The 13050-nt window shown below is 62.2% G+C and carries 15 protein-coding genes; 8 read left to right on the top strand and 7 right to left on the bottom strand.

Annotated features, from left to right (window positions below):
- Positions 1-12 precede the first annotated feature (12 nt).
- From rsmD to QKW60_RS14040, 5 genes are all read left to right on the top strand, one after another.
- Positions 13-576 carry a 16S rRNA (guanine(966)-N(2))-methyltransferase RsmD gene (gene rsmD, locus QKW60_RS14060; RefSeq protein ID WP_282369575.1) on the top strand — a complete coding sequence of 188 codons (564 nt, stop codon included), beginning with the start codon at positions 13-15 and terminating at the stop codon, positions 574-576.
- On the top strand, positions 573-791 hold the full coding sequence (locus QKW60_RS14055) for an HAD family hydrolase (protein WP_282369573.1): 219 nt from the start codon (positions 573-575) through the stop codon (positions 789-791). The genes rsmD and QKW60_RS14055 overlap by 4 nt, the downstream gene beginning before the upstream one ends.
- Before the next feature lie 89 nt (positions 792-880).
- Positions 881-1225 (top strand): (4Fe-4S)-binding protein, encoded by a 345-nt coding sequence (locus QKW60_RS14050; RefSeq protein ID WP_282369895.1) that lies wholly within the window; start codon positions 881-883, stop codon positions 1223-1225.
- Positions 1226-1296: 71 nt separating this feature from the next.
- Positions 1297-1764, top strand: coding sequence for a hypothetical protein (locus QKW60_RS14045; RefSeq protein ID WP_282369571.1), 468 nt, complete (start codon positions 1297-1299; stop codon positions 1762-1764).
- Positions 1757-2953, top strand: coding sequence for an HlyD family secretion protein (locus QKW60_RS14040; RefSeq protein ID WP_282369569.1), 1197 nt, complete (start codon positions 1757-1759; stop codon positions 2951-2953). The genes QKW60_RS14045 and QKW60_RS14040 overlap by 8 nt, the downstream gene beginning before the upstream one ends.
- A 47-nt stretch (positions 2954-3000) precedes the next feature.
- On the opposite strand, the gene ychF is transcribed toward QKW60_RS14040, so the two are convergent.
- Entirely contained in the window at positions 3001-4098 is a 1098-nt protein-coding gene (ychF, locus tag QKW60_RS14035) for a redox-regulated ATPase YchF (RefSeq protein ID WP_282369567.1), read from the bottom strand.
- Between the two features lie 134 nt (positions 4099-4232).
- On the opposite strand from ychF, the gene trpA reads away from it, so the two are divergent.
- Positions 4233-5024, top strand: coding sequence for a tryptophan synthase subunit alpha (trpA, locus tag QKW60_RS14030; protein ID WP_282369565.1), 792 nt, complete (start codon positions 4233-4235; stop codon positions 5022-5024).
- A 114-nt stretch (positions 5025-5138) separates the two neighbouring features.
- Here the strand turns inward: trpA and QKW60_RS14025 are convergent, their stop codons facing one another.
- The 4 genes from QKW60_RS14025 to QKW60_RS14010 form a co-directional block, all read right to left on the bottom strand.
- A complete protein-coding gene (locus QKW60_RS14025) occupies positions 5139-5516 on the bottom strand; it encodes a DUF2237 family protein (RefSeq protein WP_282369564.1) in 378 nt (125 codons plus the stop codon).
- Positions 5517-5526: 10 nt separating this feature from the next.
- The gene (locus QKW60_RS14020) at positions 5527-6678 is read right to left on the bottom strand and encodes a serine hydrolase domain-containing protein (RefSeq protein ID WP_282369563.1); all 1152 of its coding nucleotides are present in this window, start codon (positions 6676-6678) and stop codon (positions 5527-5529) included.
- A gap of 56 nt (positions 6679-6734) precedes the next feature.
- Positions 6735-7424: an aminoacyl-tRNA hydrolase gene (gene pth, locus QKW60_RS14015; protein WP_282369561.1), complete on the bottom strand. Its 690-nt coding sequence runs from the start codon at positions 7422-7424 to the stop codon at positions 6735-6737.
- 153 nt (positions 7425-7577) lie between these two features.
- Complete coding sequence (locus QKW60_RS14010; protein WP_282369559.1) at positions 7578-8210, bottom strand: 50S ribosomal protein L25/general stress protein Ctc; 633 nt, start codon at positions 8208-8210, stop codon at positions 7578-7580.
- A gap of 187 nt (positions 8211-8397) precedes the next feature.
- On the opposite strand from QKW60_RS14010, the gene QKW60_RS14005 reads away from it, so the two are divergent.
- Positions 8398-9543 (top strand): MFS transporter, encoded by a 1146-nt coding sequence (locus QKW60_RS14005; RefSeq protein WP_282369557.1) that lies wholly within the window; start codon positions 8398-8400, stop codon positions 9541-9543.
- A gap of 45 nt (positions 9544-9588) precedes the next feature.
- Here the strand turns inward: QKW60_RS14005 and QKW60_RS14000 are convergent, their stop codons facing one another.
- Complete coding sequence (locus QKW60_RS14000; protein ID WP_282369555.1) at positions 9589-10752, bottom strand: alpha-hydroxy acid oxidase; 1164 nt, start codon at positions 10750-10752, stop codon at positions 9589-9591.
- Between the two features lie 117 nt (positions 10753-10869).
- Here QKW60_RS14000 and QKW60_RS13995 point away from each other — a divergent pair, with 117 nt between their 5' ends.
- Positions 10870-11646: a ZIP family metal transporter gene (locus QKW60_RS13995; RefSeq protein ID WP_282369554.1), complete on the top strand. Its 777-nt coding sequence runs from the start codon at positions 10870-10872 to the stop codon at positions 11644-11646.
- 5 nt (positions 11647-11651) lie between these two features.
- On the opposite strand, the gene QKW60_RS13990 is transcribed toward QKW60_RS13995, so the two are convergent.
- Entirely contained in the window at positions 11652-13043 is a 1392-nt protein-coding gene (locus QKW60_RS13990; protein ID WP_282369553.1) for a glutamine synthetase family protein, read from the bottom strand.
- Positions 13044-13050: the final 7 nt, after the last annotated feature.

The following is a 13050-nucleotide window of genomic DNA, read 5'->3' as shown; positions in this document are numbered from 1 at the left end:
AGAGGAGAGGTGATGCGCATCATCGGAGGCCAAAGACGCGGTTTGAAGCTCGCCGATGTCGGGTCGGGCGACGCAGCCGCACATCTGCGCCCCACCTCGGACCGGGTGCGCGAGGCGATCTTCAACCTCCTGATGAACGGGCCTTACGGCAACCCGGTGCAGGATGCCCGGGTCCTGGACCTCTTTGCCGGGACCGGGGCGCTGGGGCTGGAGGCCCTGTCGCGCGGCGCCGCCCGCGTGGCCTTCGTCGATGACGGCACCACCGCCCGCGCGCTTCTCAGGCAGAATATCGAGAAGATGCAGGCGATGGGCACGACGGATGTCTGGCGTCGTGATGCCACCCGGATGGGCCCCAATCGCGGGCCCGGCTATACCCTCGTCTTCCTCGACCCGCCCTATGGCAAGGGGTTGGGCGAAAAGGCTCTGGCCTCGCTGTTTGAGGGCGGTTGGCTCGCCCCCGGTGCGCTCATCGTCTGGGAGGAAAACGTCGCCCCCACCCCGCCCGACGGGTTTACCCAGCGCGACCAGCGCCGTTATGGCGAGACAGTCATCACCATTCTTGAAGCCGCCGCATGAGGCCAGCCGCCGTCCTCTTCGACTGCGACGGGGTGATCGTCGACAGCGAGCCCATCACCGACCGGGTGATTGCGGCGAACCTCGCCCGCCATGGTTTCGAGATTACACATGCCGAGGTCTCGACCCTTTTCCTCGGCGGCACAATCGGCGGGGTTGCTGAAACCGTCCGGGCGCGCGGTAAAGTCCTGCCCGATGACTGGGTCCCGCAGATCTAAGATGAAATCTTCGCCCGCCTCGCCGAGGGCACGCCGCTTATCCCCGGCATCGAAGCCTTTCTCGACGCGCTCGACGCGACCGGCATTCCCTGTGCGACCAGATCGCGCCCGATGTCTTCAATCCGAACCAAAATCCATGGGTGCAGCCGTACAAGGGCAGCCGCAACGCTGTGGAGTCGGTGATTGCCCATTGCCCCTCAGGCGCGTTGGCGCTGGCGCTGGGCGATACGGTCACGCATCTTGTCGCCGACCGCGCCCGCATCGAAGTCGCCCGAGACCGTCCCTATTACGTGCGCGAGGCCGAGGTCGCCGAGCCGCATCCGGGGCAGGGCGCCTGCCGCCGTAAATTCCTCCTCTGCCGCTGCAGCAAGTCAGGGATCAAGCCGTATTGCGATGGCAGCCACCGCGATCAAGGCTGGAAAAGCGGGGATTGATCCGCTTTGCGACTTGGCGCGCGCAATCAGTGCTGCTGAAAAAAATGGACTTCACACTCGCGTGAAGCTAGATGTGGCTTTCTACATTTGTCTATTGGGAAGGCTGGTTTATGGCGAATGAGCAGGGTCTTGGCCACGATTCTCCGTCGTGGTTTGTGGCTCCCGGTGACGGCGATGTGCTGGCATGGGTGGCCTTTGGATTCGTTTGCCTGGCTATCTATGGAATTGTGACGCTCTACGCCGCGTTCGATCGCTGGGCCGAACACCAGGCGAAGGGAACGCCACTGGCAAAGACCATTCCGACCATGCTGACCATCGCGCTGCTCTACGAGATTTTCCCACTTGATCATTTCCACGTTCTTCTGCCTCTCAGCGCGATCTTGCTGGCCCTGATGGCTGACTGGTCGCGGTTCCATTTGAGAAACGAACCGCTTGCTGAACCGGCACCCGTCGACGTGTTGCCGGAGGCGTCAGAAGGGCCATCCGTTGACGCGGCGCCCAAGAGTTCTGCCGGATCGGAGGAAGCCCAGAATGTTTGAGCTTCTGTTCACGTCGTTTCCCGTCATCATCCGCTATTTCCAGCTGAAGCGCCGGGGTGAGGCGATGACAGTCTGGAACATGCGTACTGCCGTGTTCATCTGGGCCGTTCTCGCATTCCTGCTGTTTGCGGTAATCTTCTACTTTCATCCGAAATCCTATTCCGGGCTGTTGCCGTTCCGGACCGTGTCGGTCGTGGCACAGACCAGCGGCCCCGTGACCGAACTGGCCGTGGAGAACGGCCAGAGAGTGGCCGCCGGCGATCTGTTGTTCCGGATCGAAAATGGTGCCCAGGCAGCCGCCTTGAAGCAGGCGGAGGCCGAGCTTGACAAGATCGCCGCCGCCGAAGTCAAGGCAGGCGAAACGCTGAAAGCCGCAGAAGCCGGTCTGGCGGAGGCCGAGGCAGGGCTGACTCTGCAGAAGATCAATCTTGAGAACGCGAAAACGCTGCGCGACCGGAATGTCGGCACGCAGGACGCGGTGCGTGAACTGGAATCCGCCGTCGCCATTGCCGAGGCAGGTGTCGCGGCTGCTCAGGCCGGTATCGACCTTGCAAAGACGGATATCGAGCAGACCATTCCCGCACAGAGGAAATCGGCGGAAACCGCCGTCGCCAGCGCAAAGGTCGCTTTGAATCATACCGAGGTGCACTCCTTCACCGATGGTGTCGTGACCCAACTGGCGATGAGTGTGGGCAGCCCCGCCTCCCAACTGATCGTGAGCCCGGCCATGGTGATCATCCCGGACCGGCCGGACAATGTTCCGGTCAGGATTGTTGCGGGGTTCTCGCAGGTTGCGCGGTCCACGCTTTACGAAGGAATGCCGGCCGAAATCGCGTGTGACAGCAATGTCGGCCTGTCATTCCGCGGGGCGGTCCTGCCTGCCCACGTCGTGCAGATTCAGCCCGCCATTTCCGCGGGTCAGGTCGTGCCGGGGGGCAGATTGCTGGATGTCACCAACCTCAGGTTCAGGGGATCGCTGCTGGTCTATTTTGAGCTTGAGCACCCCGAGCATGAGGAAATCATGCTCGATGGCAGTGGCTGCATCATACAGACTTACACCAACAACCTGAGCGGCTTTACCGGACACATCATCGCCGCCACCGGCGTCGTCAAGGCGGTCGGGCTGCGGCTGAAGGTCTGGGGTACCCTGCTTTCGGGGATCGGCCTTGCGGGTGGCGGGGGTCACTGACCCGTCACCGGCGTGCATTTACAGATTGGGTTTCCGGTTGATGCGTGTCAGGCGTTGAAGAGGAAATGCAGGACGTCTCCGTCCTTGACCTCATAGGTCTTGCCCTCAACGCGGAACTTGCCCGCCTCGCGCGCGCCTGCCTCGCCGTTGCCAGCGATGTAGTCATTGTAGGCGATGGTCTCGGCGCGGATGAAGCCGCGTTCGAAATCGCCGTGGATAACACCGGCGGCCTGCGGGGCGAGCGTGCCCTTTTCGATGGTCCAGGCGCGGGCTTCCTTCGGGCCGACGGTGAAATAGGTCTGAAGGCCCAGAAGGTCGTAACCCGCCCGGATCAGCCGGTCGAGACCCGCTTCCTCCAGCCCCATTTCCTCAAGGAACATGGCCGCGTCGTCCGCATCCATCTGCGCCAGTTCTTCCTCGATCTTTGCCGAAATCACGACGGAGCCTGCCCCCTGCGCGGCGGCCATCTCGGCCACTTTGGCCGATAGAGAGTTGCCAGAGGCCGCCGAAGCTTCCTCCACATTGCAGACGAACAGAACGGGCTTCGAGGTCAGAAGCTGCAGCATCTCCCAGGCCTTGCGGTCCTCATCGGCCACGGCAATCGTCCGGGCGGGCTTGCCGCTTTCAAGCGCCGTCAGCGCCTGCTTCATCAGCCGCTCCTGCGCCGCCGCCTCCTTGTCGCCACCCTTGATCTTGCGAGCGATATTGGCCAGCCGCCGCTCAATGCTCTCCATATCGGCGATCATCAGTTCTGTCTCGATGGTCTCGGCATCGGCGATCGGGTCGATCTTGCCCTCGACATGGGTCACATCGCCGTCCTCGAAACAGCGCAGCACATGGGCAATGGCGTCAACCTCACGGATATTGGCAAGGAACTGGTTGCCGAGGCCTTCACCCTTCGACGCCCCGCGCACGAGGCCTGCGATATCGACAAAGGTGATCCGCGTCGGGATAATCTGCTTCGACCCGGCAATGGCCGCCAGTTTTTCCAGCCGCGGATCGGGCACGGCCACGTCGCCCACATTCGGTTCGATGGTGCAGAAGGGGAAATTCGCGGCCTGCGCGGCGGCGGTGCGGGTCAGCGCGTTGAAAAGGGTCGACTTGCCGACATTCGGCAGCCCGACGATACCCATCCTGAAACCCATGATCACGCACCTTCCGTTGAAATCCGGCGCATCTATGGGGGAAGGCAGCACGGGGTCAAGCCCTACACAACCATGCCCCATTGATTCCGCCGCGACTTTTCTGCAAGACCGGCGGAACGGAGTAGGAGAGCCCCATGACCCGGATCGAAAAGAAATTCGCTGCGCTGAAAGCCGAGGGCCGGAAGGCCTTCGTCTCTTACATCATGGCGGGCGATCCGGACCTAAAGACATCCCTTGAGCTCATGAAGGGCCTGCCACGCGCAGGCGTCGACGTCATCGAACTCGGGATGCCCTTCACCGACCCGATGGCCGATGGCCCGACGATCCAGCTTGCCGGTCAGCGCGCATTGGAAGGCGGGCAGACTTTGCAGAAGACGCTCGACATGGCGGCCGCGTTCCGGAAGGGCGACGATGAAACCCCCATCGTGATGATGGGATATTACAACCCGATCTATTCGCGCGGCGTGGACAAGTTTCTTGCCGATGCCAAAGCGGCGGGCGTCGACGGTCTCATCGTCGTCGATTTGCCGCCGGAAGAGGATGACGAGCTTTGCATCCCTGCCCAGAAAGCCGGCCTCAACTTCATCCGCCTTGCGACGCCCACGACCGATGACAGGCGTCTGCCCAAGGTGCTGCAAAACACCAGCGGATTCGTCTATTACGTCTCGATCACCGGCATCACCGGCGCCGCCGCAGCAGAGGCCACCGATGTCGGCCCCGAGGTTGCGCGGATCAAGGCCGCGACCGATCTTCCGGTGATCGTCGGCTTCGGCATCCGTTCACCCGAAACCGCCAAAGCCATCGCCTCGGTCGCCGACGGCGCGGTCGTCGGCTCCGCCATCGTCAAGATGGTCGAGGAAAAAAAACCGGTCGCGGAGATCCTCGCCGTCGTCAAAGGTCTGGCCGACGGCGCCCACAGCGCCTGACCGTCCCCACTTCTTCTGTTCAGAAATACCTCCCGCCGGAGGCAATCCGAGTGGTTTCCGGGAACCGGAAACCGCGAGAGAAAGTCTCGCGCCCGGAACGGGCGCTCCATTAGATCAGACCGGGCCGACCGCGCTCTCCATCAGAACCGGCAGCGGAACGATCTCGGTCGCGCGCCGGTGCGTTGCCGAGAGGTGCACCTGCGGCGCGCAGCCCTCGTCATGGGCCTGCAGGAACCGCGACGCGCAAAGGCACCAGCGGTCGCCCGGCTTCAGCCCGGGAAATCGGAATTCAGGGCGCGGCGTCGACAGGTCATTGCCGACATATTTCGACCAGGCGAGGAATTCGGCCGTCATCACCACGCAGACCGTGTGGCTGCCCTGATCCTCGGCGCAGGTATTGCAATGGCCGTCGCGGAAAAAGCCCGTCATCGGATTGGTCGAACAGGGCTCAAGCCGACCGCCCATCACATTCAGCGCAGCGTCCTTTTCCATCACCCGACCCCTATCTGCTCGCGGCAATCGCCTTGAACATCGCCTCGTTCTCCGCCTCGACCTCGTCCTCGCGGAAGTTGCGGTCGGCAGCATTGACCACGATCACCGTATCATGGCGGGGTGAGATATAGATATACTGGCCATAGATGCCCCGCGCCATGACATCGCCCCAGGCATCCTCGGGTATCCACCACTGATAGCCGTAAAGCGCGCCATTCGGTGCGGAAGGTCTGATCGACGCCGCGATCCAGTCTCCGGCCACGATCCGCCGTCCCTGCCATTCACCACCTTGCAGGATCATCTGGCCGAATCGCGCATAGTCCCGCGTCCGCATGTTGAGCCCCCCGAGGACGAAGGCCGTGCCATCGCCATCGGTCAGAAAGTATGGCTCTGCCTCGAATCCCATGGGCCGGATGATCCGCTCGTCCATCAGATCTGCAGGGTCGCGTCCCGTCGCTCCGGCAATGATCATCCCAAGGACATGGGTGTCGATCGAAACATATTCCCAGCGTGAGCCGGGCTCCGCTTCCCGCTCCCGCAGGCTGGCGGCGAACTCATCCATCGACCCGCCAAGCGCCAATACCCGTCCCATCCGGTTTATGTCGGAATGAAAGTCCAGATAATCTTCATCGAACTTCACGCCCGTGGTCATGTTCAGGACCTGCCGGATCGTCGTCCCATCATAAGCCGTGTCCTTCAGTACAGGCACGTAGCGCAGCACCGGATCGTCGAGCGAGGCGATGGCGCCCTCTTCAAGCACCGTCCCGAACAGGACCGACAAAAAGCTCTTGGCCATCGACCAACTGATCCGCAGGTCCCCGGCCCCGGTGCCGCGATAGTAGCTTTCATGGACGATGCGGCCGCCCTTCAGCACCAGAAGAGCAGTGACAGCCCGGTCCTCGATCCATTTTGCGGTCCCCTCCGGCAATTTCATCGTGGGGCCTTCGGGTAATGGCGAAACCGGACCATCGCCTCGCGACAATGGCCGGGTCAGGAAAAGCTCGTTCATATGGCTGAAATTGCGGGTGATCTTTTCGGCGGTGAAGAGCGAGTTCACCGCCATCAGCCGGGTGATTTCCTCGCGCTTCCAGATGGCGACGGCAAGCGCCACGACCAGTACCAGAGCGGCAATCTTGCCTGCAATTCTCAGAAACTTCCGCATAGGCCCTCCGTCCGGTGCGCAGCGAACCACCCGTTCACCCGGCAGGCAAGCGTAACCTAACGGAACCGGTCCAGCAGGCGTTGCAGGGGCGAACGGACATCGCCGTCCGGCGCGGTTTCTTCGGCCACCGGCGCCTTCCCGTCGGGGTCGGACGGAGCAGGCGTCTTTGATGAGCGCGGCGGAGCGGTTCGCAAGGCAACGGCGTTGGCGAACCGTGCAGCATCGCCAGAGGCGAGCGCGACCGCCCCATCGGATATGCCGCGCAGAAGATCGTCCAGCCAGTCCTGATCGGACTTGGCGAAATCAGACAGCACATAGGGTGCGACGCGATCCTTGTGGCCGGGATGGCCGATGCCCAGCCTCACCCGCTGATAGGCCTCGCCAATATGCTGGTGGAGCGAGCGGAGCCCGTTATGCCCGGCATGACCTCCCCCCTCCTTCACCCGGCACTTGCCGGGGGCGAGGTCCAGTTCGTCATGAAAGACCGTCACATCCGTCGGTTCGAGTTTGTAAAACCGCATCGCCTCACCAACCGACTGGCCGGAAAGGTTCATGAAGGTCTCGGGTTTCAGCAAAATCACACGTTCGGAACCAAGACGCCCCTCGCTGACCGAGCCCTGAAACTTGCTGCGCCATGGGGCAAAACCGTGATCGGCAGCGATCCGATCGACGGCCATGAAGCCGATATTGTGACGGTTCCCCGAATATTTGGCCCCGGGATTACCGAGTCCGACCATCAGCCGCATGACACCCTCTCTGCTTGCGCCGCCACCCTAGAACCCGACTTTGACCCGCGCAACCATGTGCCCGAGGGGCTCATGGTTTAGCAGCGCATGAAATAGAAAACGCGGGACCCGAGGGTCCCGCGCCATTTAATATGTCCCGCGAAGAGACAGGAATTATTCTTCGTCGCCCTCGGCATCGTCGCCTTCATCGTCGCCTTCGGCGTCGGCCGAACGCAGACCCGACGGGGCTGCGATGTTGGCGATGACAAAGTTCCGCTGGATGGTCGGCTTGGCACCGGCCGGCAGTTCGATGTCACCGATATGGATAACGTCGCCGATTTCACGGCCCGTCAGGTCGACGGTGATGTGATCGGGGATATCGCCCGCGGTCACTTCCAGCTCGACTTCCGGACGCACGACAACCAGCGTGCCGCCTTTGCGGAAGCCCGGCGCCTTGTCCTGGTTCTCGAAGGTGACGTGGATGTAGAGCGCGATCCGCGAGGTGCGCTTCAGCCGCATCAGGTCGAGATGGGTCGGCAGGTCCTTCACAACGTCGCGCTGGACGTTGCGGCAGATGACGCGGACGTCTTCCTGGCCCTCAACCTTGAGGTTGAAGAGCGTCTGAAGGAAGCGGCCTGCCTTAAGCTTCTTAAGAAGCATGTTGTAGTTCACGTTGATCGCGATCGGATCTTTTCCGCCGCCATAAACGATGCCGGGTACGTTGCCCTCACGACGAGCTTGACGAGCGGCCCCCTTGCCTGTCCCCGTCCGTACCGCGGCGATAAGATCGGGGATCTCACCAGCCATTGGTCTCTCCATAGGTTAATCGGGCATCCTCCAAGGGTGCATGCCCATGAAGGCGGGCGTATAGAGCGGATCGGCCAGGATGAAAAGCAGATTCTTCTGCCCGCCGGTCTGCTGACGGATGGCAATATTTCGTGACTGTCCGGCCCCACGCCGCCATGTTAGCCCGATGCGCGGAGGAAGGGCGGTCATGTCGGTGGGAACAGTCATCTCGGTTGCACGTGCACAGCATCTCGCGCTGGCGGCGGTCGGGGTGTTCTGGGGCAGTTTCGCCGCGCTTGTGCCGGATATCAAATCCGGCATCGGCGCATCTGATGCCGCCTTCGGTCTTGCGCTGATGATGGCGGCAGCGGGCGGGATTCTGGCGATGGCGCTCGCGCCCCGCATCATGTGTCTTCTCGGTCGCTGGGGTCTTCCGGTTGCGGGGTCCCTTCTTGCTGCCGCCATGCTTGCCCCGCTTTGGCCAAGGGGCGTCGTCGGCTTCGGCTGTGCCATGGCGGTGATCGGGGCAAGCGTTTCACTTCTGGATATCGGCGCCAATATGCGGCTTTCCGTGCTGGAGGACCGCCACCGTCTGCATCTGATGAATCTCAGCCATGCGATGTTCTCGCTGGCCTTCGCGGCCACTGCATTTGCCGTCAGCTTGGCGCGAAAGGCGGGATACGGTCCGACAGAGGTCTTGCCGTGGTCGGCGGCTGTCGGGCTTCTGCTCGCCATTTTGATGTACGAAGACCGGAACTGGCGCGATGCTGACCCCGCGCCGGACGGGGTGGACGGGCGAACACCCTGGGGGCCGATCCTGCTCGTCGCAGCCGTGCTCATGGCGTCTTTCATCAGCGAGAACGCGACCGAAACCTGGTCGGCGCTGCATATCGAACGCACGCTTGGCGGCCCGCCCGGCGAGGGCGGCTTCGGTCCGGCAGCTTTTGGTCTGATGATGGGTATCGGTCGCCTTCTGGGTCAGGTCGCGGCAGAGCGGTTGGGCGAGGTGCGGCTGGTCTTTTGGTCAGCAGTCGCCGGGATCGCTGGCGCGTTGGTTCTGGCGCTCGCCCCAACGCCGTCAATCGGCGTCATGGGGGTTGGCCTCCTCGGGCTCGGTGTCGCGGTCGTGGTGCCCTCAGCAAATTCGATCCTTGGTCGTCTGGTGAGGCCTGATCAGCGCGGCCTCGCAATTTCACGCGCCTGGATGGTCGGCTTTTCTGCCTTTTTCATCGGCCCGTCGATCATGGGTGTAGTGGCCGAAGCGGCCGGGCTGCGCGTTGCCTTTGCAATGCTGGCAATCGTCATGGCGACGATCCTGCCCTGTGTTCTGGCATTGCGGCAGCGCGGCGGGTGAAGCAATTCCCAAGTTGGGCTCCAAACCACTTTGCCTGAAACCAGGTCAGAGATAGCGGTCGTGGAAATCCTTCGGAATCAGAACATTGTGTTTTCCAACGCTTCCAAGCCGCGTTTCCCCGCAAAGCGCCATCGAGGTGTCCAGTTCCTTGTGGATGACCTCCAGCGCCTTGGTCACGCCCGCCTCGCCCATCGCGCCAAGCCCGTAGACGAAGGCCCGACCGATCATCACACCCTTGGCTCCCAGCGCCACCGCCTTCAACACGTCCTGGCCCGACCGGATACCGCCATCCATCCAAACCTCAGTCTTGTCGCCGACCGCCGCCGCGATTTCGGGGACCATCCGGATTGAGGAAAGCGCACCGTCAAGCTGCCGTCCGCCATGGTTCGAAACGACGATGGCATCGGCGCCGATCTCGGCTGCTTTCTGCGCGTCCTCGGCCTCCATCACACCTTTCAGGATCACCTTGCCGCCCCACATATCCATGAGCTTGCGGATCTTGTCCCAGTTCAAGGCGTGGTCGAACTTCTCCGCCGTCCAGGCGGAAAGCGACGAGGGATCGGAAACGCCTTCGACATGGCCAACGATATTACCGAAGAAACGGCGCTTGGTTTGCAGCATCTCGATGCCCCAGGCCCATTTGGTAGCAAGGTTCAGCATCGTCGGAATGGTGAATTTCGGCGGCGCCGACAGGCCGTTCTTCAGATCCTTATGCCGTTGCCCAAGGATCTGAAGATCGACCGTGATCACGAGGGCAGAGCAACCCGCCGCCTTGGCGCGGTTGATGATCTTCTGGTTAAAATCGTCATCGTTGAGCGTATAGATCTGAAACCAGAATGGCTTCGTGACGTGATCGGCCACGTCCTCGATCGAACAGATCGACATGGTTGACAGCGTGAAGGGCACGCCGAACTTTTCCGCCGCACGCGCCGCCTTGATCTCACCATCGGCGTTCTGCATGCCGGTCAGGCCGACCGGGGCAAGCGCAACGGGCATTGCCACATCCTGGCCGATCATCTGTCCTGCGGTACTGCGACCGGTCATATCGACTGCAATGCGCTGCCGCAGACGGATCTCAGCAAAATCACTGACATTTTCCCGAAATGTCTGTTCCGTCCAACTTCCGGATTCCGCATAATCGTAGAACATGCGTGGCGCCCGGCGGCGATAGAGGCGTTTCAGATCCTCGATACAGGTGATGACGGGCATGGGTACCTCAAAATTGGTCATTTTTATTTACCAATTTACGCATCGCAATGCAACGCGTTTTCAACTTGCACTTGGCGCGACTGCGGGTTCGAGTGTCGGCGAAATTGGAGGGCAGGTATGGACGCGGTCTGGTGGGGACTTCTCGGCGGTCTTGTCGCCATGGCGGCGACAACTGTCGGGGCAATTCCAGTCCTGATCGGACGGACCATGTCGCAGCGTACCAGCGACACGATGCTGGGCTTTGCAGCCGGCGTGATGCTGTCGGCCGCGTATTTTTCACTGATTCTGCCCGGAATCGAGGCAGCCGAGGGACTTTACGGCTCACTCGTCATCGCAGCGCTTGTCGCAGGGGCAGGAATTGCTCTGGGTGCCGGTTTCGTCGCATGGCTGAACGCAACACTGCCGCATGAGCATTTCTTCACCGGAACCGAGGGCGGCGGCGATGCTGCGGCGCTTGCACGCATCTGGCTATTCGTCATCGCCATCACCATCCACAATTTCCCCGAGGGCCTTTCGATCGGCGTTGCTTTCGGCGGCGGGGACGTGACCAACGGGGTCTCGGTGATGACCGGTATCTCGCTTCAGGACATGCCGGAAGGGCTGGCGGTCGCCGTCGCCCTTGTGGGTCGGGGCTATTCGCGGGGCAAGGCGTTCTTCGCGGCATTTCTGAGTGGTCTGGTCGAACCGATAGGTGCCTTCCTCGGCGCGGCGGCCGTGTCGGTTTCTTCCGGCCTCCTGCCCTGGGGGCTGACCTTTGCCGCGGGTGCGATGCTCTACATCATCAGTCATGAGATCCTGCCCGAGACGCACCGGAACGGTCACCAGGACCGGGCGACAGCAGGGCTGATCTTCGGCCTGATCCTGATGATGGTTCTGGACGTGACGCTCGGCTGAGCCGGTCAGACCGTGTGCAGGTAAAGGTCGTAATCGACCTCGGAAATCGTGCGCGCCACGCGGGCATATTCGGCGGCTTTCACGGCGGTGAACGTGCGGTGCATGTCCTCGCCCAAAGCCGCTTTAAGGAACTCCGAGCCCTGCGCCGCCTCGATGGCGGATTTCCAGTCGCGTGGGATCGTTGGGCCGCCCTCGTCCTCGGCATAGCCGTTGCCGGTGGTTTCAGGACCGGGATCCATCTTGTTGGCGAGCCCGTGGAGGATACCCGCAAGCACCGTCGCCGCCACCAGATATGGATTGGCATCGACGCCCGAGGGGCGATGTTCGATCCGCCTTGCTTTCACCTCGCCTGCGGGCACACGCAGGGCGACGGAGCGGTTGTTGACACCCCAGCTTGTCGAGACGGGCGCATAGCTTTGATTGGCGAAGCGGCGCCAGGAGTTCAGGTGCGGAGCAAAAACCAGCATCGCCTCGCCCATTGTTGCGCGAAGCCCCCCGAGAGCATGCAAAAGCGTGTCTGTCCAACCTGAATTCGGCTTTTCGGCAAAGACATTGTCGCCCTTGTCGTTCATCAGCGAGACGTGGAAATGCATGCCCGATCCGGCGTAGTCGGCGATGGGCTTGGCCATAAAACAGGCAACAACCCCATGCGCGCGGGCCTGCGCCCGGACGATCCGCTTCAACCGCATCAGGTCGTCGGCCGCCTGCATCACATCCTCGCGGTAGTGAAGCGTCAGTTCATACTGGCCCGGTGCATATTCCGAGATCATCGTCTCGGCCGTGATCCCGGCTTTTCCGGCGGCAGCGTAGATGTCGGAGAAAAGCGGCAGCATCCCGTGCAGGTGGTCGACGGAATAGACCTCGGTCTTGTGGCTGTCGCGGCCGTCAAGCACGTCGGCGGCGGGGCGGACCTTACCATCGGGGCCGCGATCCTTCGCGAGCAGGAAGAATTCAAGCTCAAACGCACCGGCGGGCTTCAGGCCCCGCTTGGCGAATGCATCGACCTGCCGCTGAAGCGCATGACGGGGGTCCGAGGTCATCGGTTGCCCGTCAAGCTCGTAAAGCGACATCAGCACCTCGGCGCGGGGCGGGGTGGTGTTGTGCAGAACCTTCAAAGTGCCGGGGATAGGCCAGGCGCGCAGGTCGCCGTCGCCCTGATCCCAGATGAGGCCGGTTTCATCCACATCCTCGCCGCAGATATCGAGACCGAGGATCGAGATCGGCATATGCCGCCCGGATTTATAGAGCGAGGGCAGTTCGTGACGCCGGATGATCTTGCCGCGGCCGATGCCGTTGGAATCGTGCAGCACGATGTCCACGGCCTCGATCTCCGGATGGGCGGCCAGAAAGTCTTCAGCCTCGGCAAGGGTCGCGCCCGAGGGGCAGGTATTGGTCATGATGGTC

Source organism: Albidovulum aestuarii, assembly GCF_029961185.1.
GTDB lineage: Bacteria > Pseudomonadota > Alphaproteobacteria > Rhodobacterales > Rhodobacteraceae > Albidovulum > Albidovulum aestuarii.
The sequence above is the reverse complement of the archived record's forward strand: the minus strand, read 5'-3'. Positions and strand labels throughout refer to the sequence as shown.

What these genes read in the sequence shown, in the direction of transcription:
- QKW60_RS13995 (WP_282369554.1), top strand. Translation starts at nt 10,870, where the DNA reads ATGGACGCGGTCTGGTGGGGACTTCTCGGCGGTCTTGTCGCCATGGCG.
- QKW60_RS14005 (WP_282369557.1), top strand. Translation starts at nt 8,398, where the DNA reads ATGTCGGTGGGAACAGTCATCTCGGTTGCACGTGCACAGCATCTCGCG.
- pth (WP_282369561.1), bottom strand. Translation starts at nt 7,424, where the DNA reads ATGCGGCTGATGGTCGGACTCGGTAATCCCGGGGCCAAATATTCGGGG.
- trpA (WP_282369565.1), top strand. Translation starts at nt 4,233, where the DNA reads ATGACCCGGATCGAAAAGAAATTCGCTGCGCTGAAAGCCGAGGGCCGG.
- rsmD (WP_282369575.1), top strand. Translation starts at nt 13, where the DNA reads ATGCGCATCATCGGAGGCCAAAGACGCGGTTTGAAGCTCGCCGATGTC.
- QKW60_RS13990 (WP_282369553.1), bottom strand. Translation starts at nt 13,043, where the DNA reads ATGACCAATACCTGCCCCTCGGGCGCGACCCTTGCCGAGGCTGAAGAC.
- QKW60_RS14055 (WP_282369573.1), top strand. Translation starts at nt 573, where the DNA reads ATGAGGCCAGCCGCCGTCCTCTTCGACTGCGACGGGGTGATCGTCGAC.
- QKW60_RS14025 (WP_282369564.1), bottom strand. Translation starts at nt 5,516, where the DNA reads ATGGAAAAGGACGCTGCGCTGAATGTGATGGGCGGTCGGCTTGAGCCC.
- QKW60_RS14000 (WP_282369555.1), bottom strand. Translation starts at nt 10,752, where the DNA reads ATGCCCGTCATCACCTGTATCGAGGATCTGAAACGCCTCTATCGCCGC.
- QKW60_RS14010 (WP_282369559.1), bottom strand. Translation starts at nt 8,210, where the DNA reads ATGGCTGGTGAGATCCCCGATCTTATCGCCGCGGTACGGACGGGGACA.
- ychF (WP_282369567.1), bottom strand. Translation starts at nt 4,098, where the DNA reads ATGGGTTTCAGGATGGGTATCGTCGGGCTGCCGAATGTCGGCAAGTCG.
- QKW60_RS14020 (WP_282369563.1), bottom strand. Translation starts at nt 6,678, where the DNA reads ATGCGGAAGTTTCTGAGAATTGCAGGCAAGATTGCCGCTCTGGTACTG.
- QKW60_RS14040 (WP_282369569.1), top strand. Translation starts at nt 1,757, where the DNA reads ATGTTTGAGCTTCTGTTCACGTCGTTTCCCGTCATCATCCGCTATTTC.
- QKW60_RS14045 (WP_282369571.1), top strand. Translation starts at nt 1,297, where the DNA reads ATGTGGCTTTCTACATTTGTCTATTGGGAAGGCTGGTTTATGGCGAAT.